Below are 18,923 nucleotides of genomic sequence, written 5' to 3' on the forward strand. Positions count from 1 at the left end.
ATGGCAAGGGTATTGTTTTGCATACTCAAAGCGCAGTGAAAGGTATCTACGGACAGCTAGATACTGCTATTAAGGGTGAAGCCGCTAAGGCTCTCAAAAAGGCCGTTGATACAACGCTCCCTAAATATGAGAAGGTATTCTCTTAATAGAAAGGGCTAGTAAAACTTAGATTTACTTCGTTTTCTTTTCTCTCTCATGCTGGGTTTAGAACCTTTAATCGTTCCGTTTTTACAGAAAATAAGGGGGATTTTGAATCCGTGTTTAGAGAAATCACGGACAATGCTAGGGTCATACCTTGAAAAAAAAATTACAATTGGCTATAATGAACTGTAAGGGAAACTAGCAGGTGAGAGTCCTGCCGTGTGCGTGAAGAAAGGAAGCAGAACTTGTTCTGCTGTAAATGAGTAAAGATATGACATCAGTTGTTGTTGTAGGGACCCAGTGGGGAGATGAAGGTAAGGGAAAGATTACAGACTTCTTGTCTGCTAATGCAGAAGTGATTGCGCGTTATCAAGGCGGTGACAATGCAGGTCATACGATTGTGATTGACGGAAAAAAATACAAGCTACACTTGATTCCTTCAGGAATTTTCTTCCCGGAAAAGATCTCTGTTATTGGAAACGGTATGGTGGTCAATCCCAAATCCTTGGTCAAGGAATTGAATTATTTGCATGAAGAAGGTGTCCGGACAGACAATCTTCGGATTTCAGACCGTGCTCATGTGATTTTGCCATACCACATCAAATTAGACCAATTGCAGGAAGAAGCAAAGGGTGATCAAAAAATTGGAACGACCATTAAAGGAATCGGTCCTGCATACATGGACAAGGCTGCTCGTGTGGGAATCCGCATTGCCGACCTGCTAGATCGTGAGATTTTCAAAGAGCGCTTGGAGCGTAATTTGGCAGAAAAAAATCGGTTGTTTGAGAAATTGTACGATAGTACAGCGATTACTGTTGACGAAATCTTTGAAGAATACTATGAATACGGTCAGCAAATCAAGCAATATGTGACAGATACGTCTGTTATTTTGAATGATGCGCTTGACCAAGGAAAACGCGTTCTCTTTGAGGGAGCACAAGGGGTCATGCTGGACATTGACCAAGGAACCTATCCATTTGTAACCTCCTCAAACCCTGTTGCAGGTGGGGTGACGATTGGTTCAGGTGTCGGACCAAGTAAAATTGATAAGGTGGTCGGGGTATGTAAGGCCTACACCAGCCGTGTGGGAGACGGACCATTCCCAACGGAGCTGTTTGATGAAATCGGAGACCGTATCCGTGAGGTTGGTCATGAGTACGGGACCACTACAGGTCGTCCACGACGTGTCGGTTGGTTTGATTCCGTTGTGATGCGCCATAGCCGTCGTGTATCAGGAATTACCAATCTGTCCTTGAACTCTATTGATGTTCTTTCAGGTCTTGAAACGGTGAAAATTTGTGTCGCTTATGAGTTGGACGGAAACCGTATTGACCACTATCCAGCAAGTCTGGAAGAACTCAAGCGCTGCAAACCAATTTACGAAGAATTACCGGGCTGGTCAGAGGACATTACAGGTGTCCGTAGCCTAGAGGAGCTTCCAGACAATGCCAGAAACTATGTCCGCCGCGTCAGCGAACTCGTTGGCGTCCGCATCTCAACCTTCTCAGTCGGTCCAGGTCGCGAACAAACCAATATCTTGGAGAGTGTATGGGGCTAAAACAACCCTTACGGGTTGTTTTAGGTTGGAGATAGAAATTCGCGGAAGCGAATTCTCTTCTTAATGAGGTGCAGTGCACCTTTTTAGGTTGGAGATAAGGATTTGTGGGAACAAATCCTTCGCTTGATGATAAGGTCCAGTGGACTATTTCAATCGGGAAATGAGAACTGACGCTAGGCAGTTTTCATCTTTAGAAGTGTTTACGGGTTGTTTTAGGCTGGAGATGAGAACTACCGCTAGGTAGTTTTCATTTTGAAAAGTCAGGAGGGTTGTTGTAGGCGGGAGATAGGAACTGTCGTCGGGTGACTTTTCTTTTGGAGAATCTTTTGTTATAATAAATTATATTAAAAAAGGAGTGATACTATGGGTCCATTTTTGTTTCCACTATTGATGGTGGCAATGTTAGGGTTTATGATTTTTTCACAGCGCAAGCAACAAAAAAATCGGATGGAGGTCTTGAACCAAATTCAAAAGGGTGATGAGATTATTACCATAGGTGGCTTGTATGGCATTGTTGATGAAATCAACGAACAAAAAGTCGTTTTGGATGTGGATGGAGTCTATTTGACATTTGAGCGTTCGGCTATCCGTGGCCGTGTGAACCAAGCAACAGCTGTTGAAACAGTTGTTGAAGAACCAGTAGTGGAAGACACTGCTGTGACAGAAGAATAATCAGGAAAGGAGCATCTTTTAGGTGCTTTTTTCTGTAGAAAAGAGCTATGTTAAGGGGAGGTTAAAAACAATCCTCCCATGTGACGATGAATGGTTCATTGTTTGGTATCGATGGATTTATAAAAAGGCAAAAATGTTCATAGAACCCTTGCGCTTTCGCATTCTTATTAAAATATGATATAATGAACTGATTATACTGTGAGGATAGAACATGTTCCGCTTTCCGTTTAAGAAAAAAGAAATCATTGAAACAGCTATTCAGGTACCAAAGCACATTGCTATCATCATGGATGGGAATGGTCGTTGGGCTAAAAAACGCCTGCAACCGCGTGTCATGGGGCACAAGGCGGGTATGGATGCTTTGCAAAAAATTACTAAAGCAGCTTCTAATATGGGTGTGAAGGTTTTGACTGTCTATGCTTTTTCGACTGAAAATTGGACTCGTCCAGAAAAAGAAGTGACGTTCATTATGAACTTACCCGTTGAATTTTATGACAAATATGTGCCTGACTTGCATGCCAACAACGTGAAAATTCAGATGATTGGTGAACATTCACGCTTGCCAGAAGCAACGAAAACCGCTATGGCAAATGCCATGCAAAAGACCAAGTACAATACAGGCTTGATTTTAAACTTTGCCTTGAACTATGGGGGGCGTGATGAGATGACCCATGCTGTAAGAGAGATTGCTCAAGCAGTGTTGGATTCTGAGTTCAATCCTGGAGAGATTGATGAGCAGTTGATTGCTGATTATCTTTATACCAATAAATTACCCGCTAGCCTACGCGATCCAGACTTGGTCATTCGGACCAGTGGTGAATTACGGTTGAGCAACTTTTTACCGTGGCAAACAGCCTATAGTGAGCTTTATTTTACCGATATTGCTTGGCCAGATTTTGATGAAAAAGCGCTTCATGAAGCGATAAAAGAATACAATAGACGCCACAGACGTTTCGGTGGTATCTAAGAGGGAGAAATGATGTCAAAGGATTTACAGAAACGAGTGATTTTTGGGGGAGTGGCTCTGGCTATCTTTGTCCCTTTCTTACTAAAAGGCGGCGTGCCTTTTCAACTGTTTATTGGTCTTCTCGCTACGATAGCGACTGCTGAACTCATTAAAATGCACGCTTTATTGCCCAATTCCATCGAGGGCATGTTGGCCATGTTGGGGAGTTTGGTCTTGACCTTGCCCTTGGAGAATTATCTGACCTTCCTGCCGACGGATGGGAATTACATAGCCTATACCATTGTGGTATTTTGTTTGTTGGGGTCAACTGTTTTTAATATGGAGCATTATTCCTACTCTGAAGTTGCCTTTCCCATTGCCTCTAGCTTTTATGTCGGCATTGGTTTTCATCATTTGATTTTGGCGCGAATGGACGGGCTAGATAAGGTTCTCTTTGCGCTGTTTATCGTCTGGGCAACGGATATTGGAGCCTACATGATTGGTAGCCGCATCGGACGGCGAAAGCTCATGCCTAAGGTATCGCCGAATAAGACATTGGAAGGAAGCCTCGGTGGGATTATTTCTGCTCTTGTAGTATCTGCTATCTTTATCTTGGTAGATAAGGGAGTGGCATCGGGGTATTCACTTGTCACCATGTTGCTCTTGGTGGTTCTCTTTTCCATTTTTGCTCAGTTTGGGGATTTGGTGGAAAGTGCTATTAAGCGCCACTTTGGAGTTAAGGATTCAGGAAAAGTGATTCCGGGACACGGTGGTATTTTAGACCGTTTTGATAGTTTGATTTTTGTCTTTCCTATCATGCACTTTTTTGGGTTATTCTAGGGAGGAATGATGAAGGGAATTTTAGCATTTATTTTTATTTTTGGCGTGATTGTTGTGGTCCATGAATTCGGACATTTCTACTTTGCCAAGAAATCAGGAATTCTTGTGCGGGAATTTGCGATTGGGATGGGACCGAAAATCTTTGCTCATATTGGCAAAGATGGCACGGCTTATACGATTCGCATTCTGCCCTTGGGTGGCTATGTGCGCATGGCTGGCTGGGGTGAAGACAAGACAGAGATTAAGACAGGGGCTCCGGTCTCTCTTAGCGTCAATGCAAACGGCGTTGTAACGCGCATCAATCTGTCCAATAAGATTTTGGAAGATACCAGCCTTCCGATGAATGTGACAGCCTATGATTTTGAGGAAAAACTGGAAATCACAGGTTTAGTCTTGGAAGAAAGCAAGACCTTCCCCGTTGACCACAATGCGACCATTGTCGAAGAAGATGGTACGGAGGTTCGCATTGCACCGCTAGATGTCCAGTATCAAAATGCTTCCATCTGGGGGCGACTCATTACGAATTTTGCAGGTCCAATGAATAATTTTATCTTGGGCTTTGTCGCTTTTGTCCTCTTTTTCTTCCTGCAAGGAGGAGTGCCAGATTATGCGTCCAACCATGTAACGGTGATAGATGATGGTGCGGTTCAGCAGGCTGGTGTTGTTACAGGCGATCAGATTCTTGCCATCAATGGTGAAAAGGTCCGTGACTATAATGCGATTGCTCAGGCGATTGAAAAAGCGAGCCAAGATGCCAAAACGGCTCCGACCCTATCTGTTGAAGTCCGTCATGAGGGGCAGAAGAAGATCCTTGATGTGATGACAAAAGAGCAGGATGGTCATTATTACCTAGGCATTTCCCCCATCTTGAAGACTGGCTTTGCGGATAAAGTGGTCGGTGGATTGAAAGAGACCTTATCGACCAGTTTATTGATTGTGAAGGCTCTAAAAAATATCATTGCCCAGTTTGATTTGAATAAATTAGGTGGACCAGTTGCCATTTACCAAATCAGCTCACAGGCAGCCGATAATGGCTGGGGCTCTGTCTTGCGTCTCCTTGCCATGTTGTCTATTAACTTGGGAATTTTTAACCTGATTCCGATTCCAGCCCTTGACGGTGGAAAAATCGTCATCAACATCATCGAAGCGATTCGCAGAAAACCATTGAAACAAGAAACCGAATCCTACATTACCCTAGCAGGTGTCGCTGTCATGGTTATCCTCATGATTGCGGTTACCTGGAACGATATTTTACGTGTCTTTTTTTAAAAGAGTGAACGAAAGGAGAGGAAAATTTTATGAAACAGTCAAAAATGATTATCCCAACCCTACGGGAAATGCCATCTGATGCCCAGGTGATCAGCTATGCCTTGATGGTGCGTGCAGGCTATGTTCGTCAGGTTTCAGCAGGGATTTACAGCTATTTGCCGCTTGCCAATCGTGTGATTGAAAAGGCTAAAACCATCATGCGGCAGGAATTTGACAAGATTGGTGCGGTTGAGTTTCTAGCACCCGCCCTCTTGTCAGCAGATATTTGGCGTGAGTCAGGTCGTTACGACACCTATGGTGACGACCTTTATAAACTAAAAAATCGGGAAGGTTCTGATTTTATCCTAGGTCCCACCCATGAAGAAACGGTGACCTTGTTAGCGAGAGATGCGGTCCAATCGTACAAGCAATTGCCACTCAATATCTACCAAATCCAGCCTAAATACCGCGATGAGAAGCGTCCGCGCAATGGCTTGCTCCGCGGTCGTGAATTTATCATGAAAGATGGCTATAGTTTCCATGCCAATTATGATAGTTTGGATCAGACCTATGATGCTTACAAGTCTGCTTACGAAGCCATTTTTACACGTGCAGGACTTGAATTCAAGGCTATCATTGGTGATGGTGGTGCCATGGGTGGTAAGGATAGCCAAGAATTTATGGCCATCACCCCAGACCGTACCGACCTTGACCGCTGGGTAATCTTGGACAAGTCGGTTGCTTCCCTTGATGAAATCCCAGAAGATGTGTTAGCAGCTATCAAGGAAGAATTAGCAGCGTGGCTGGTATCAGGTGAGGATACAATTGTGTACTCAAATGAATCAAACTACGCAGCCAATCTTGAAATGGCAACGAGTGAGCACAAACCACGCAATGTGGTGGTAACAGAAGAAGCCTTGGCCAAAGTGGCAACCCCAGATAGCAAGAGTATTGATGAAGTGTCAGCTTTCTTGGAGATTCCAGCAGATCAAACCATCAAAACCATGCTCTTTATGGCAGATGGAGAGCCGATTGTAGCCCTTCTTGTTGGAAATGATCAAGTCAATGATGTGAAATTGAAAAATCACTTGGGAGCAGATTTCCTTGATGTGGCAACGCCAGAGCAAGCCCTTGATATCTTTGGAGCAAACTTTGGCTCACTAGGGCCAGTCGGACTACCAGAAAATGTGAAAATCATTGCGGACCGTAAGGTGGAAGGTCTTAAAAATGCCGTGGTTGGTGCCAACGAGGACGGCTTCCACTATAAGGGTGCCAATGCAGGACGTGACTATCAGGTGGCAGAATATGTGGATATTCGCGAGGTCAAAGAGGGTGAACCTTCACCAGATGGAAAAGGAATCTTACAGTTTGCCCGCGGAATTGAAATTGGTCACATCTTCAAGTTGGGTACGCGTTATTCAGACAGCATGAATGCGACGATTTTAGATGAAAATGGTCGCGCAGTCCCAATCATCATGGGGTGCTACGGCATCGGTGTCAGCCGCCTCTTGTCAGCTGTGCTAGAGCAACATGCCCGTCTCTTCGTCAACAAAACACCAAAAGGCGAATATCGCTTTGCTTGGGGTATCAATTTTCCAAAAGAATTGGCGCCATTTGACGTACATTTGATTCCAGTCAATGTCAAAGATGAGGTAGCCATGAGCTTGACCCAATCGATTGAAGATAGTTTGGTGGTAGCTGGCTACGAAGTCTTGACTGATGACCGCAACGAGCGTGTCGGTGTGAAATTCTCAGATAGCGACTTGATTGGCTTACCAATCCGTGTGACCGTTGGAAAAAAAGCAGCGGAAGGCATTGTCGAAGCGAAGATCAAAGGAACAGCTGACACCGTTGAAGTGCATGTGGATCAGTTACTGGAAACCTTAAAAATATTAGCAAACAAATAATAAGAAAAGACCTCAGCCAAACTGGTTGGGGCTTTTTAGTGCAGTATGGCTGATAAGAAAAGTTGTTGTATAGCCTTTTGAATGAACTTTAATACATCGTCACTTTTAACGTGCAAAATTTAGTGGGAGTTCATCAATCCGTATTTCTTCCACGTACAGGTAAAGCTACATCTGTTTGGATGGTGTGCTGGGTCTTGCCTTTGTCGTTCTTGCAGGATTTGTACATCATGTAAAAAAAGAAAAATAAATCGTTAGACCATACCACAGGGACTGGGAGCTAAGTCCTAGCTTGACCAAATTGTCTGCCTAAATGGCGAGGCATGATGGCGAGGCTAGCTGCTGAGCGATTCATAACGGCATACCTAGACCTAGAAAAAAGGAGTAAGGACAACTGCTTTTGCCTCACTCCTTATTTTATTTATGGATTTCTAATTCTGCCAGTTGTGCAAGAATCGCTTCAAGAGGAGCACCTGCTTGGAGCAGGGCCGCTGCGGTGTAGCTGCCTTCAACAATAGGGACGGATTGGATGCGGATGTCCTTATCAGAGAAATCAGCGACCATTTCCATGTTCATCCGGGCGCTGCCGAGGTCGAAAAAGGCGAGAATCATCTCAGCGGGATTGCTGTTTACTGTGGCCTCTACTCGGGAAAATTCCGTCCCGATACTGCCGTCTTCCAGCCCACCACAATAGGTGATGGGAACATCTTTTGCGACTTCAGCGATTAAATCAATGGCTCCTTGCGATAGATGACGAGAGTGGGAGACGATGACGATACCGATTGATTGTGTCATACCAGTCCAGCCTCCACCAATGCTTCAAAGAGAAGACCAGAGGAATAAGACCCTGGGTCAATATGTCCAACAGAACGCTCGCCGACGTAAGAAGCGCGCCCTTTGGTAGCCTGCAACTCCTTGGTATTGTCAACAGCGGTCCGAATTGAGTCAAGGCTGAGTTGCCCTGCTTTGAGGTCTGCAATGACAGGTGTCCAGACATCCACCATGGTCTTTTCACCGACGGCTGCTTTTCCCCGCTTTTGAATCATATCAAGTCCTGCCTGAAGGCTGTCAACCAAGGAAGCGCCAGTCTGGGCACTCTTGGTCAGTCCCATAAAGGCTGAGCCATAGAGCGGACCAGAGGCTCCACCGACCTTGCTAAGTAGCTGCATGGAAACAATCTTGAAGATTTCATCAGGACTTCCAAATTCCTTGCCCTCTAATTGTTCCATCACAGCTGCCATGCCACGAGCCATATTTCCCCCGTGATCGCCATCGCCAATCGGTGTATCTAGTTCGCTTAACAAGTCTTTGTTGTCTTGGATTTTTTGTGCAAATCCTTGTATCCATTTGAATACTGCTTGTGTCTCCATAGAATCCTCCTTACCAAGCTGGTGTTTCGACAGTGGCTTCTAGCCCTTCAAGCCAGCTAGTCTCTTCTAGCTTAATCAAGGTGAGAGAAAGCCCCGCCATATCAATAGAAGTCATGTAGTTGCCAATCTTATGGTAGACCACTTCAATCTCCTTGTCTTTCAAGAGTTGAGCGACATCGTTTGCAAAAACATATTGTTCCATGAGTGGGGTAGCGCCTAAGCCGTTGATGAGAAGACCGTATTTTTCACCCGCTTGGGCATTGAAATCTTGGAGTAATTTGGCAACCAATTCTTCAGCTAATGCTTGAGACGGTTGAAGTTTTTCTTTCTTGTAGCCGGGCTCGCCATGGATTCCTACACCATATTCAAATTCATCTTCTGCAAGGACAAAGCCTGGTTTGCCAACTTCAGGAACAGTAGCGCCAGAAAGAGCGAGGCCAATGGTCTTAATCTGAGGGACGAGTGCGTCCGCTAGTTCTTTGATTTCAGTCAGTGATTTGCCTGTTTCTGCTGCGTGGCCCAAAATCTTGTGAACAAGAATCGTTCCTGCAACGCCCCGCCGTCCTTGGGTATAGAGGCTGTTTTCCACCGCAATGTCGTCATCGACCACCACGCTTGCTACTTCAATGCCTTCCATTTCAGCCATTTCTTGCGCCATTTCAAAGTTCATAATGTCGCCAGAGTAATTTTTAATGACCATAAAGACGCCAGCGCCTTCATCAGCTGCCTTAATGGCTTCTAAGATTTGGTCTGGGGTTGGTGAGGTAAAGACTGCCCCGCAAACAGCTGCAGAGAGCATGCCACGGCCGACAAATCCTGCGTGAGATGGCTCGTGACCAGAACCTCCACCAGAGATGAGGCCGACCTTGCCCCTTTTTGCTGTTTTGCGGACAATCACATCGTAGCCGTCCAAGCGCTCTACCAGACCACCATGCATAAAGACGAGACCTTGGAGCATTTCATCGACAACGTGCTTAGGCTGGTTGATAATTTTTTTCATGTATATCCTCCTATTTACACAAGTTTTAGGGAAGGTTAGTCTCCCAACCTGTGAATGATTCCGTTTTCATTATAATAAAAAACAACAGAAAAAGAAAGCGATAACAGATCGTTGATATGGAAGCGACGTTTGTCCTATCGTCAGGCAAGGCTCGAAAAATAGGGAGAATTGTGGTAAAATAAGAGGAATAGAAAGACAAGGGATATCAGAATGACAGATACGTTTCAATTGCTATTGAATCAAATTGGTCTACCGCTTGAGTTGAAAGAGTCAAGCGCGTTTTCGAGTGCGAAGATTGAGCAGGTTTTGGTACATAAAAAGAGCAAGGTCTGGGACTTCACCTTCCGGTTTGAAGAGCCCCTCCCCTTGCTTCAGTATCAATTGTTTAAGGCAAAATTGCTCAACGAGTTTCAAAAGACGGGCAATCAGGCGCGTTTTCGCTTGGTCACCAATCAAGAGAACCTTAATCCCGTCTTAGTGCAGGACTATTATCAAGAAGCCTTTACTGAGGAATTGTGCCAGAGTGCGGGTTTTCGGTCGGTCTTTCAGCAGCTACCGGTCACCTTTCGCGAGGGTATCTTGTGGATAAAAGGTCCCGCCTCTGTGGATACACCACATTTCCGAAAAAATCATTTGCCTAATCTGGTAGAGCAGTTTGCGCGCTTTGGCTTTGCCAATATAGCGGTGGACATTGAGGTCTGCGAGGAGATGACCAAGGCCCAAGTGGCGGAATTCCAGGCTCACAATGAAGAGCTTCTCCAGAAAGCCAGCCAAGAAACCTTGGAAGCTATGGAGCAATTAACCCAAATGACACCGCCACCAGAAGCTAGCTCACAGGCCTCTTTCCAAGAATTTAAAAAGCAGACTCCGCGTAAGATTAGCCTTGAAAAATCAGAAATTACACCGATGATTGAGATTGAAACGGAAGAAAATCGAATCGTCTTTGAAGGTTTGGTCTTTGATGTGGAGCAACGGACGACACGGACAGGGCGGGTCATCATCAATTTCAAGATGACCGACTATACCTCTTCCTTTTCCATGCAAAGATGGGCAAAAAATGAAGAAGATGCGCAGAAATTTGACATGGTGAAAAAAGGTAATTGGCTCCGTGTTCGAGGCAATATCGAGACCAATAATTTCACGCGCGATTTGACCATGAACGTGCAGGAAATCCAAGAAGTCAAGCGTGATATTCGCAAGGACCTCATGCCTGATGACCAAAAGCGGGTGGAGTTTCACGCCCATACTAACATGTCCACCATGGATGCCCTACCACCCGTCGAGGACTTGATTGCCCGAGCAGCTAAGTGGGGTCACAAGGCGATTGCCATTACCGACCACGGAAATGTCCAATCCTTCCCTCATGGCTATCATGCTGCCCGCAAGGCGGGAATCAAGGCACTCTTTGGAATGGAAGCCAATATCGTCGAAGACAGCGTACCAATCGTCTACAACGAGGCAGACCTTTCCTTATCCGATGCGACGTATGTCGTCTTTGACGTGGAGACCACAGGACTTTCTGCGGTGTACAACAGCCTAATTCAGATCGCGGCCTCTAAGATGCACAAGGGAAATGTCATTGCTGAATTTGATGAATTTATCAATCCAGGCCATCCCTTGAGCCAGTTTACGACAGACTTGACCGGGATTACCGATGAGCATGTCAGAAACAGTAAGCCTCTAGAGCAGGTTCTGCAAGAATTCCAAGCTTTCTGTGAGGGTTCTGTTCTCGTTGCCCACAATGCGACCTTTGACGTTGGCTTTATGGATGTCAACTACGAACGAGCAGGGCTACCTACTATTACCCAGCCTGTCATCGATACCTTGGAATTTGCCCGCAATCTCTATCCAGAATATAAGCGGCATGGTCTGGGGCCCCTGACCAAGCGGTTTGGTGTGGCGCTTGAGCATCACCACATGGCCAATTATGATGCGGAAGCAACAGGACGTCTCCTCTTTATCTTCCTAAAAGATGCCCTTGAAAAGCACAACATCAGTCGTTTAGACCAATTAAATACAGAATTGATTGCGGAAGATTCCTATAAAAAAGCCCGTGTCAAACACGCGACCCTATATGTCACCAATCAAACGGGCTTGAAAAATATCTTCAAGCTGGTTTCTCTATCCAACACCAAGTATTTTGAAGGTGTGCCACGGATTCCACGGACGGTTTTAAATGAACACCGTGAGGGCTTGCTATTAGGAACTGCCTGTCAGGAAGGCGAAGTCTTTGATGAGTTGCTCTCAAAAGGAATGGATGAAGCGGTTAAGGTGGCAAGCTATTATGATTTCATCGAAGTCATGCCGCCGGCCCTGTATGCGCCTATGATTGCTAAGGAGCAGTTCAAGGATATGGCAGAAATCGAAGCTATGATTCAGAACCTGATTGAGGTTGGGCGCAGGGCGCATTTGCCTGTTCTTGCGACAGGAAATGTCCACTATATCGACCCAGAAGAAGAGATTTACCGTGAGATTATCGTGCGTTCTTTGGGACAGGGAGCCATGATTAACCGTACCATCGGCCATGGCGAAAATGCCCAACCAGCACCGCTACCAAAAGCACATTTCCGCACGACCAATGAAATGCTCGATGAATTTGCCTTCTTAGGAGAGGAGCTGGCGCGGGAAATTGTCATCACCAATCCCAACGCGATGCTAGAGCGCTTTGAAGATGTCGAAGTGGTTAAAAAAGACCTCTACACTCCCTATCTGGAAAAGGCCGAGGAGCGAGTGGCAGAAATGACCTATAAAAAGGCCTTTGAAGTCTATGGCAATCCTCTGCCAGACATCATTGACCTGCGGATTGAAAAAGAACTGACCTCGATTTTGGGGAATGGCTTTGCCGTGATCTACCTCGCTTCTCAGATGTTGGTAACGCGGTCTAACGAGCGTGGATACCTAGTCGGTTCACGGGGATCTGTCGGTTCGAGCTTTGTGGCGACCATGATTGGGATTACCGAGGTCAATCCCATGCCGCCTCATTATGTCTGTCCCAACTGCCAGCATAGTGAGTTTATCACAGATGGTTCCTATGGTTCTGGCTTTGATATGCCAGACAAAGCCTGTCCAGAGTGTGGTCACAAGTACGCTAAAGACGGACAGGATATTCCCTTTGAGACCTTCTTGGGGTTTGACGGGGACAAGGTACCCGATATTGATTTGAACTTCTCAGGAGATGACCAGCCCGATGCCCATTTGGACGTTCGGAAAATCTTTGGAGACCAATACGCCTTTCGGGCTGGAACAGTTGGTACCGTCGCTGCAAAAACTGCCTATGGGTTTGTCCGAGGGTATGAACGAGATTATGGGAAATTCTACCGCGATGTAGAGGTAGAACGCTTGGCTGCTGGTGCGGCGGGGGTTAAACGGACAACCGGTCAGCACCCGGGGGGGATCGTTGTTATTCCAAACTATATGGATGTCTATGATTTTACCCCGGTTCAATACCCAGCAGATGACTTGACGGCTAGTTGGCAAACGACCCACTTTAACTTCCATGATATTGATGAAAACGTCTTGAAACTAGATGTACTGGGACACGATGATCCGACCATGATTCGGAAACTCCAAGACTTGTCAGGCATTGATCCTCAGACCATTCCAGCAGATGACAAGGGAGTGATGGCCCTCTTTTCAGGAACGGAAGTGCTGGGCGTGACCCCAGAGCAGATTGGCACACCGACGGGTATGCTCGGGATTCCTGAGTTTGGAACGAACTTTGTTCGTGGAATGGTAGAAGAAACCCATCCGACGACCTTCTCAGAGCTACTCCAATTATCGGGTCTATCGCACGGAACAGACGTGTGGCTGGGCAATGCCCAAGATTTGATTAAGGCTGGCATTGCAGATCTGTCAACCGTTATCGGCTGTCGGGATGACATCATGGTCTACCTCATGCACGCGGGGCTCCCACCGAAAATGGCCTTTAATATCATGGAGCGGGTCCGTAAAGGGGCATGGCTCAAGATTTCCGAAGACGAACGCAGTGGCTATATTCAGGCCATGAAGGACAACAATGTTCCAGACTGGTACATTGAATCCTGTGGAAAAATCAAGTACATGTTCCCTAAAGCCCATGCGGCAGCCTATGTTATGATGGCGCTTCGTGTAGCCTACTTTAAAGTGCATCATCCGATTTATTATTACTGCGCTTATTTCTCCATTCGAGCCAAGGCATTTGATCTGGCGATTATGTCTGGTGGTTTAGACCGCGTAAAGGCGAAAATGGAAGAAATTAGCATCAAAAAGAAAAATAATGAAGCCAGCAATGTAGAGCAGGATCTCTTTACCACACTTGAAATTGTCAATGAAATGCTGGAGCGCGGCTTCAAATTTGGCAAACTGGACTTGTACCGTTCGGATGCGACCGAATTCCAAATTGAGGGGGATACCTTAATTCCGCCATTTGTAGCCATGGATGGTCTCGGTGAGAACGTTGCTTGCCAAGTGGTTCGGGCGCGTGAAGAAGGAGAATTCCTTTCTAAGACTGAACTCAGAAAACGCGGAGGTCTCTCTGCTACGCTTGTGGACAAGCTAGATGAAATGGGTATCCTAGGCAATATGCCAGAAGATAACCAGTTGAGTTTGTTTGATGAATTATTTTAAGGAAGGATTGAAAAACCATTTTGGAAAGATTCCAAAATGGTTTTTTATGATGTTTGAAAGTATGAGACTAGTCTCCAATCAACTTGTGCTCCTTCAGATAGGTTTTTGAGACTTGGCTTGGCGATTTTCCTTCGACATTGACTTGATAGTTCATGGTCTGCATCTCTTTTTCAGTGATTTTCCCAGCAAGCTGGTTGAGGATGTCTTCTAGTTGTGGGTATTTTTTTAGCGTTTCCTCTCGTAGGAGAGGAGCTCCTTGATAAGGTGGGAAGAGCTGTTTGTCATCTTGGAGGGTTTTGAGATGGTACTCTTGCAATTCACTATCGGTTGAGTAGGCATCAATAATGTGGACATTCCCATTGTCAATCGCCTTATAGCGTAGGGCTGGTTCTAGGGTTTTGACATTGAGTTGGAGCTTGTAGCGGTCTTTCAAGCCATTTCCACCGTCTTCGCGGTCATTAAATTCCAAGCTAAATCCAGCAGTCGCAGTTGACTGGACTGTTGCAAGGTCGGAAATGGTGTTTAAGCCATGTTCCTTGGCATAGTCCTCTTTGACGGCAAGAGCATAGGTATTTTGATAGCGCATGGGCTTGAGATAAACCAGTTTGTCTTGGGCAAAAATTCCCTTCCGAGCGGCTTGATAGACTTCTTCTGGGTTGGTGGAGGTGCTCGGTGGCTGCTTCAAGAGGGTTGATGTCACCGTTCCTGTAAATTCAGGGTAAAGGTCGATTTGTCCAGCTTTCAAGGCTTCATAGACAAAGGTGGTCTTGCCAAAGTTGGGTTTTAACTCCACGGCAATATCGGTCTTGTCTTCAATCAATTCCTTATACATGTTGAGCAAGATTTCAGGTTCTGAGCCTAATTTTCCAGCAATGACAATCTTATCCTGCATCATCATGGACATGGGAAACAGCGAAAGTGAACTGATACAAAAGAGGGCTACAAAAGAGACGAACATGATTTTCAGGCTCCGTTTTTCTACCAGGCCGATTAAGAAATGAAAGAGCAGGGCTAGACTGGCAGAGCTGAAGGCGCCAATCAGAATGAGTGAGCTATTGTTGCGGTCAATTCCAAGGAGAATGAAAGATCCCAGACCTCCTGCACCGATAAGGGCTGCAAGGGTTGCAGTTCCGATAATGAGCACCGTTGCGGTGCGAATACCTGAGAGGATGACAGGTGCTGCAAGGGCAATCTCAAATTTCGTTAACTTTTCCCAGCGGTTCATTCCAAAGGCGGTCGCCGCTTCTTGCAGAGACGGGTCGATTTCTTGCAATCCTGTGATCGTATTTTGCAGAATCGGGAAGATAGCATAGACAATCAAGGTGAGAATCGCAGGCACTTTGCCAATACCAAAGATAGGAATGAGCAATCCCAAGATGGCTAAAGATGGAATGGTCTGGAGCATCCCAGTGAATTGGAGCGATAGATTGGCTAAACGCTCCCGTTTTGAGACTAGAATGGCTAAAGGAATGGCGATTAAAATCGCACAGGCCAGGGCTACAAAGGAGATTTGCAAGTGTTCTCCAAGAGCTAAGAGCCAGTCTTGTTTTCGGTCTAAAAAAGTTTGAATCAAGTCGTTCATAGCGACCTCCTATACACGAAAGAAATCAGCGACGAATTGGGTCGCAGGAGCTTCTTGAATCCGCTCAGGGGTGTCGAGTTGCAGGATTTTTCCCTGATCCATAATGGCAATACGGTCACCCAGTTTCATGGCTTCAGCCATATCATGGGTCACAAAAATCATGGTCATCTGAAATTCTTTTTGGATTTCTTTGACCAAGTCCTGCAATTGCTCCCGCGAAATCGGATCTAGGGCGCTAAAAGGTTCATCGAGAAGCAGGACCTTGGGGCGTGTAATAATAGCACGTAAAATCCCAATCCGCTGTTGTTCCCCGCCCGAGAGTTCCCCCGGCATGCGGTGGAGATAGTGGGCAGCTGGAAGTCCGACCAAGGCTAACAGCTCCTTGGTGCGGCTCTCAATTTCCTTTTTGGACCACTTTTTCATCTCGGGAATCAGGGCAATATTTTCTGCCACACTGAGGTTGGGAAACAGAGCAATCTGCTGCAAGACATAGCCAGTTGACAGGCGCAATTCCCGCAGGTCATAGTCTTTGAGGCGCTTGCCGTCTAGAATAATGTCCCCCTCGTCTGGTTCAATCAAGCGATTGAGCATCTTGAGTGTTGTTGTCTTTCCGCTGCCGCTTGCGCCGACCAAGACGAAAAATTCGCCATCGAAAATGGTAAAGGCTTGGTCTTTCAGCACGTATTTTCCATTAAATTGTTTACTGACGTGTTTAAATTCAATCATGGCACACCTGACTTTCTAGCTGTTGTTCTAGGGATTCATTAAAAGAAGCATAGAGTTGGAGGAGTTTATCACGTTCCTCCTCGCTCATCTGCGCTATCGCGCGACCTTCAGCCTCTTCCAGTGGATCTAAAATCGAGGAAGCATATGCTTTGCCTTTATCGGTGAGGTAGATAAATTTTTGGCGTTTGTCGCGCTCATTTGGCACGAATGAGATCAATTTCTCTTCTTCAAATAACTTGATGCTGGTATTTATCAGCTGTTTGCTTGCTCCCAACTTGTGGCTGAGACAGGCTTGGGATAGGGGACTTTGAGCGTAGTAGAGCCAGATAAGGATGAAAAAAGATGTCCGTTGGAGGCCAAATGTTTTAGCATATTGGTCATAGAGGATATCCTGCTCGTATTTCAGGCGTGCCAACTGCTTTGCTTGATGTCTGATGTGAATGCTCATGGAAAACCTACCACCTTTCTATGTCAGTACGATTGATAAATAGTCAAATATATTGACTATTAGCATACCACATCTGACTCAAATAGTCAAAAAAATGGACGAATGAATCAGCAGAGCAGAAAATGTCCTCTCATCAGAAAATATGGTAAAATAAGGAGTAATTCAATAAAAAGGAGCAAACCATGGTATTACCAAATTTCAACGAAAATCTGGCAAAATATGCGAAGTTACTCGTCTCAACAGGAATCAATGTGCAACCAGGACATACGGTTTCGCTGACGATCAGTGTGGATCAAGCAGAACTAGCCCGCTTGATTGTCAAAGAAGCCTATGCAAAAGGGGCTGTAGAAGTGCTGGTCAACTGGCAAGATGATGTAATTTTACGTGAGCGTTACTTGAATGTACCGATTGAGCGCTTGGAAACTGTTTCTGAACAACGGATCGCAGAAATGAACTACATTTTGGACCATAAAGCCAGCCGTTTGGTAGTCTTGTCTGAAGATCCAGGTGCTTTGGACGGGATTGATCCAGAAAAATTATCCCGTGCGACACGCGCAGCAAGCATTGCCTTAAATCCAATGCGTCAAGCGACGCAAGCCAATAAAATTAGCTGGACCTTGGGTGCAGCAGCAGGGCTAGAGTGGGCGAAAAAGGTATTCCGAGATGCAGCGAGCGACGAAGAAGCCGTTGATTTGCTTTGGGATCAAATTTTCAAGACCTGTCGTGTCTATGCGGATGATCCAGTAGCTGCTTGGAAAGAGCATGAAGAGCGGCTTGTAGCCAAAGCGGCTATTTTGAATAAAGAGCAATTTGTCAAACTCCACTATACGGCACCCGGTACAGATTTGACGCTCGGTATGCCGAAACATCACTTGTGGGAAGCAGCAGGCTCAATCAATGCGCAAGGGGAGCACTTTATCGCCAACATGCCAACAGAAGAAGTCTTCACAGCTCCTGACTACCGTGTAGCAGACGGCTATGTGACCTCTACCAAGCCACTCAGCTACAATGGAAATATCATCGAAGGCATCAAAGTCACCTTCAAAGACGGTGAAATCGTAGACATTACCGCTGAAAAAGGCGATGAAGTCATGAAGAAATTGGTCTTTGATAATGCTGGCGCACGCGGTCTTGGTGAGGTTGCCCTCGTACCAGATCAAAGCCCAATCTCTCAATCAGGTGTGACCTTCTTTAATACGCTTTTTGACGAAAATGCCTCAAACCACCTAGCAATCGGTTCAGCCTATGCCTTTAGCATTGAAGGTGGCGTTGACATGACCGACGATGAATTAAAAGCAGCAGGTCTCAATCGTTCAGATGTTCATGTGGACTTCATGATTGGGTCCAACAAGATGAATATTGACGGTATTCGTGCAGACGGAACAGCTGTACCAATCTTCCGCGACGGTGAATGGGCGATTTAATAGCCCTCCAGATAGAAAGTAGGTTGTAGACATGATTGGAAGTTTACTGGTTGGTTTTCTGGTAGCTGTAATCGCTGCTGCCATTACCGACCGTGGTGAAAAAATGGGCTGTATTGGTAAGATTTTGCTGGGGCTTGCAGGCGCCTGGGTCGGTCAATTCCTCTTTGGCAACTGGGGACCCCAGATTGCAGATACCGCTATTGTCCCTTCTGTCCTAGGAGCGATTATCCTCCTCGCTATCTTTTGGAAACGCGGGAGTTAAACAAGATGTGAGAGCGTAAAAAGCACAACGTGAAAATAGGAAATCTGCCGAAGAGTCTGTAGACTCTAGGTAGATTTATCCCCAAAGGGATTCTTAGCTGTAACTCGCTAAAGCTAGAACAGCTACCTATCTTTTTCACACAGTGCTTAGCTCGAACTCAGTTAAATAAGATACAAGCCCGTTAAAAACTCAAAGTA

General features: G+C 45.8%; 15 protein-coding genes. 9 read left to right on the forward strand and 6 right to left on the reverse strand.

Annotated elements, in window-relative coordinates; genetic code table 11:
• Window positions 1–412: 412 nt before the first annotated feature.
• The 6 genes from E4T82_RS06465 (at window position 413) to E4T82_RS06490 (ending at window position 7,312) form a co-directional block, all read left to right on the forward strand.
• Entirely contained in the window at window positions 413–1,699 is a 1,287-nt protein-coding gene (locus E4T82_RS06465) for an adenylosuccinate synthase (RefSeq protein WP_135182041.1), read from the forward strand.
• Between the two features lie 363 nt (window positions 1,700–2,062).
• Window positions 2,063–2,371, forward strand: a complete 309-nt coding sequence (yajC, locus tag E4T82_RS06470; protein WP_135182042.1) for a preprotein translocase subunit YajC — start codon at window positions 2,063–2,065, stop codon at window positions 2,369–2,371.
• A gap of 211 nt (window positions 2,372–2,582) precedes the next feature.
• Window positions 2,583–3,338, forward strand: a complete 756-nt coding sequence (locus tag E4T82_RS06475; protein WP_135182043.1) for an isoprenyl transferase — start codon at window positions 2,583–2,585, stop codon at window positions 3,336–3,338.
• A 12-nt stretch (window positions 3,339–3,350) separates the two neighbouring features.
• Complete coding sequence (locus E4T82_RS06480; RefSeq protein ID WP_135182044.1) at window positions 3,351–4,157, forward strand: phosphatidate cytidylyltransferase; 807 nt, start codon at window positions 3,351–3,353, stop codon at window positions 4,155–4,157.
• A 9-nt stretch (window positions 4,158–4,166) separates the two neighbouring features.
• Window positions 4,167–5,426: a M50 family metallopeptidase gene (locus E4T82_RS06485; RefSeq protein WP_135182127.1), complete on the forward strand. Its 1,260-nt coding sequence runs from the start codon at window positions 4,167–4,169 to the stop codon at window positions 5,424–5,426.
• 29 nt (window positions 5,427–5,455) lie between these two features.
• The gene (locus tag E4T82_RS06490; RefSeq protein WP_135182045.1) at window positions 5,456–7,312 is read left to right on the forward strand and encodes a proline--tRNA ligase; all 1,857 of its coding nucleotides are present in this window, start codon (window positions 5,456–5,458) and stop codon (window positions 7,310–7,312) included.
• Window positions 7,313–7,726: 414 nt separating this feature from the next.
• Here E4T82_RS06490 and dhaM read toward each other — a convergent pair whose 3' ends face one another.
• The 3 genes from dhaM to dhaK are packed head-to-tail and all read right to left on the reverse strand — an operon-like array spanning window position 7,727 to window position 9,679.
• Window positions 7,727–8,104 (reverse strand): dihydroxyacetone kinase phosphoryl donor subunit DhaM, encoded by a 378-nt coding sequence (gene dhaM, locus E4T82_RS06495; RefSeq protein WP_135182046.1) that lies wholly within the window; start codon window positions 8,102–8,104, stop codon window positions 7,727–7,729.
• Window positions 8,101–8,679 carry a dihydroxyacetone kinase subunit DhaL gene (dhaL, locus tag E4T82_RS06500; protein ID WP_135182047.1) on the reverse strand — a complete coding sequence of 193 codons (579 nt, stop codon included), beginning with the start codon at window positions 8,677–8,679 and terminating at the stop codon, window positions 8,101–8,103. Before dhaL ends, dhaM begins: the two co-directional genes overlap by 4 nt.
• A 10-nt stretch (window positions 8,680–8,689) precedes the next feature.
• Complete coding sequence (gene dhaK, locus E4T82_RS06505) at window positions 8,690–9,679, reverse strand: dihydroxyacetone kinase subunit DhaK (RefSeq protein WP_135182048.1); 990 nt, start codon at window positions 9,677–9,679, stop codon at window positions 8,690–8,692.
• Between the two features lie 210 nt (window positions 9,680–9,889).
• On the opposite strand from dhaK, the gene E4T82_RS06510 reads away from it, so the two are divergent.
• The gene (locus tag E4T82_RS06510; RefSeq protein WP_135182049.1) at window positions 9,890–14,284 is read left to right on the forward strand and encodes a PolC-type DNA polymerase III; all 4,395 of its coding nucleotides are present in this window, start codon (window positions 9,890–9,892) and stop codon (window positions 14,282–14,284) included.
• 67 nt (window positions 14,285–14,351) lie between these two features.
• Here E4T82_RS06510 and E4T82_RS06515 read toward each other — a convergent pair whose 3' ends face one another.
• Genes E4T82_RS06515 through E4T82_RS06525 form a run of 3 tightly spaced genes read right to left on the reverse strand, consistent with a single transcriptional unit; the run spans window position 14,352 to window position 17,040 of the window.
• Window positions 14,352–15,866, reverse strand: coding sequence for an ABC transporter permease/substrate-binding protein (locus E4T82_RS06515; RefSeq protein WP_135182050.1), 1,515 nt, complete (start codon window positions 15,864–15,866; stop codon window positions 14,352–14,354).
• A gap of 9 nt (window positions 15,867–15,875) precedes the next feature.
• Entirely contained in the window at window positions 15,876–16,592 is a 717-nt protein-coding gene (locus tag E4T82_RS06520; protein ID WP_135182051.1) for an ABC transporter ATP-binding protein, read from the reverse strand.
• Window positions 16,585–17,040: a MarR family winged helix-turn-helix transcriptional regulator gene (locus E4T82_RS06525; RefSeq protein ID WP_135182052.1), complete on the reverse strand. Its 456-nt coding sequence runs from the start codon at window positions 17,038–17,040 to the stop codon at window positions 16,585–16,587. Before E4T82_RS06525 ends, E4T82_RS06520 begins: the two co-directional genes overlap by 8 nt.
• 182 nt (window positions 17,041–17,222) lie before the next feature.
• Between E4T82_RS06525 and E4T82_RS06530 the strand changes: the two genes are divergently transcribed.
• Both E4T82_RS06530 and E4T82_RS06535 read left to right on the forward strand, forming a co-directional pair.
• Window positions 17,223–18,464 (forward strand): aminopeptidase, encoded by a 1,242-nt coding sequence (locus E4T82_RS06530; RefSeq protein WP_135182053.1) that lies wholly within the window; start codon window positions 17,223–17,225, stop codon window positions 18,462–18,464.
• 31 nt (window positions 18,465–18,495) lie between these two features.
• On the forward strand, window positions 18,496–18,726 hold the full coding sequence (locus E4T82_RS06535) for a GlsB/YeaQ/YmgE family stress response membrane protein (protein ID WP_135182054.1): 231 nt from the start codon (window positions 18,496–18,498) through the stop codon (window positions 18,724–18,726).
• Window positions 18,727–18,923 lie beyond the last annotated feature (197 nt).

Source organism: Streptococcus cuniculi, assembly GCF_004570575.1.
Classification (GTDB): Bacteria; Bacillota; Bacilli; order Lactobacillales; family Streptococcaceae; genus Streptococcus; species Streptococcus cuniculi_A.

Coding starts and splice junctions, on each gene's coding strand:
- E4T82_RS06480 (WP_135182044.1), top strand. CDS start 3,351: ATGTCAAAGGATTTACAGAAACGAGTGATTTTTGGGGGAGTGGCTCTG.
- E4T82_RS06525 (WP_135182052.1), bottom strand. CDS start 17,040: ATGAGCATTCACATCAGACATCAAGCAAAGCAGTTGGCACGCCTGAAA.
- E4T82_RS06465 (WP_135182041.1), top strand. CDS start 413: ATGACATCAGTTGTTGTTGTAGGGACCCAGTGGGGAGATGAAGGTAAG.
- dhaM (WP_135182046.1), bottom strand. CDS start 8,104: ATGACACAATCAATCGGTATCGTCATCGTCTCCCACTCTCGTCATCTA.
- E4T82_RS06530 (WP_135182053.1), top strand. CDS start 17,223: ATGGTATTACCAAATTTCAACGAAAATCTGGCAAAATATGCGAAGTTA.
- E4T82_RS06485 (WP_135182127.1), top strand. CDS start 4,167: ATGAAGGGAATTTTAGCATTTATTTTTATTTTTGGCGTGATTGTTGTG.
- E4T82_RS06510 (WP_135182049.1), top strand. CDS start 9,890: ATGACAGATACGTTTCAATTGCTATTGAATCAAATTGGTCTACCGCTT.
- E4T82_RS06490 (WP_135182045.1), top strand. CDS start 5,456: ATGAAACAGTCAAAAATGATTATCCCAACCCTACGGGAAATGCCATCT.
- E4T82_RS06475 (WP_135182043.1), top strand. CDS start 2,583: ATGTTCCGCTTTCCGTTTAAGAAAAAAGAAATCATTGAAACAGCTATT.
- E4T82_RS06515 (WP_135182050.1), bottom strand. CDS start 15,866: ATGAACGACTTGATTCAAACTTTTTTAGACCGAAAACAAGACTGGCTC.
- yajC (WP_135182042.1), top strand. CDS start 2,063: ATGGGTCCATTTTTGTTTCCACTATTGATGGTGGCAATGTTAGGGTTT.
- E4T82_RS06520 (WP_135182051.1), bottom strand. CDS start 16,592: ATGATTGAATTTAAACACGTCAGTAAACAATTTAATGGAAAATACGTG.
- E4T82_RS06535 (WP_135182054.1), top strand. CDS start 18,496: ATGATTGGAAGTTTACTGGTTGGTTTTCTGGTAGCTGTAATCGCTGCT.
- dhaK (WP_135182048.1), bottom strand. CDS start 9,679: ATGAAAAAAATTATCAACCAGCCTAAGCACGTTGTCGATGAAATGCTC.
- dhaL (WP_135182047.1), bottom strand. CDS start 8,679: ATGGAGACACAAGCAGTATTCAAATGGATACAAGGATTTGCACAAAAA.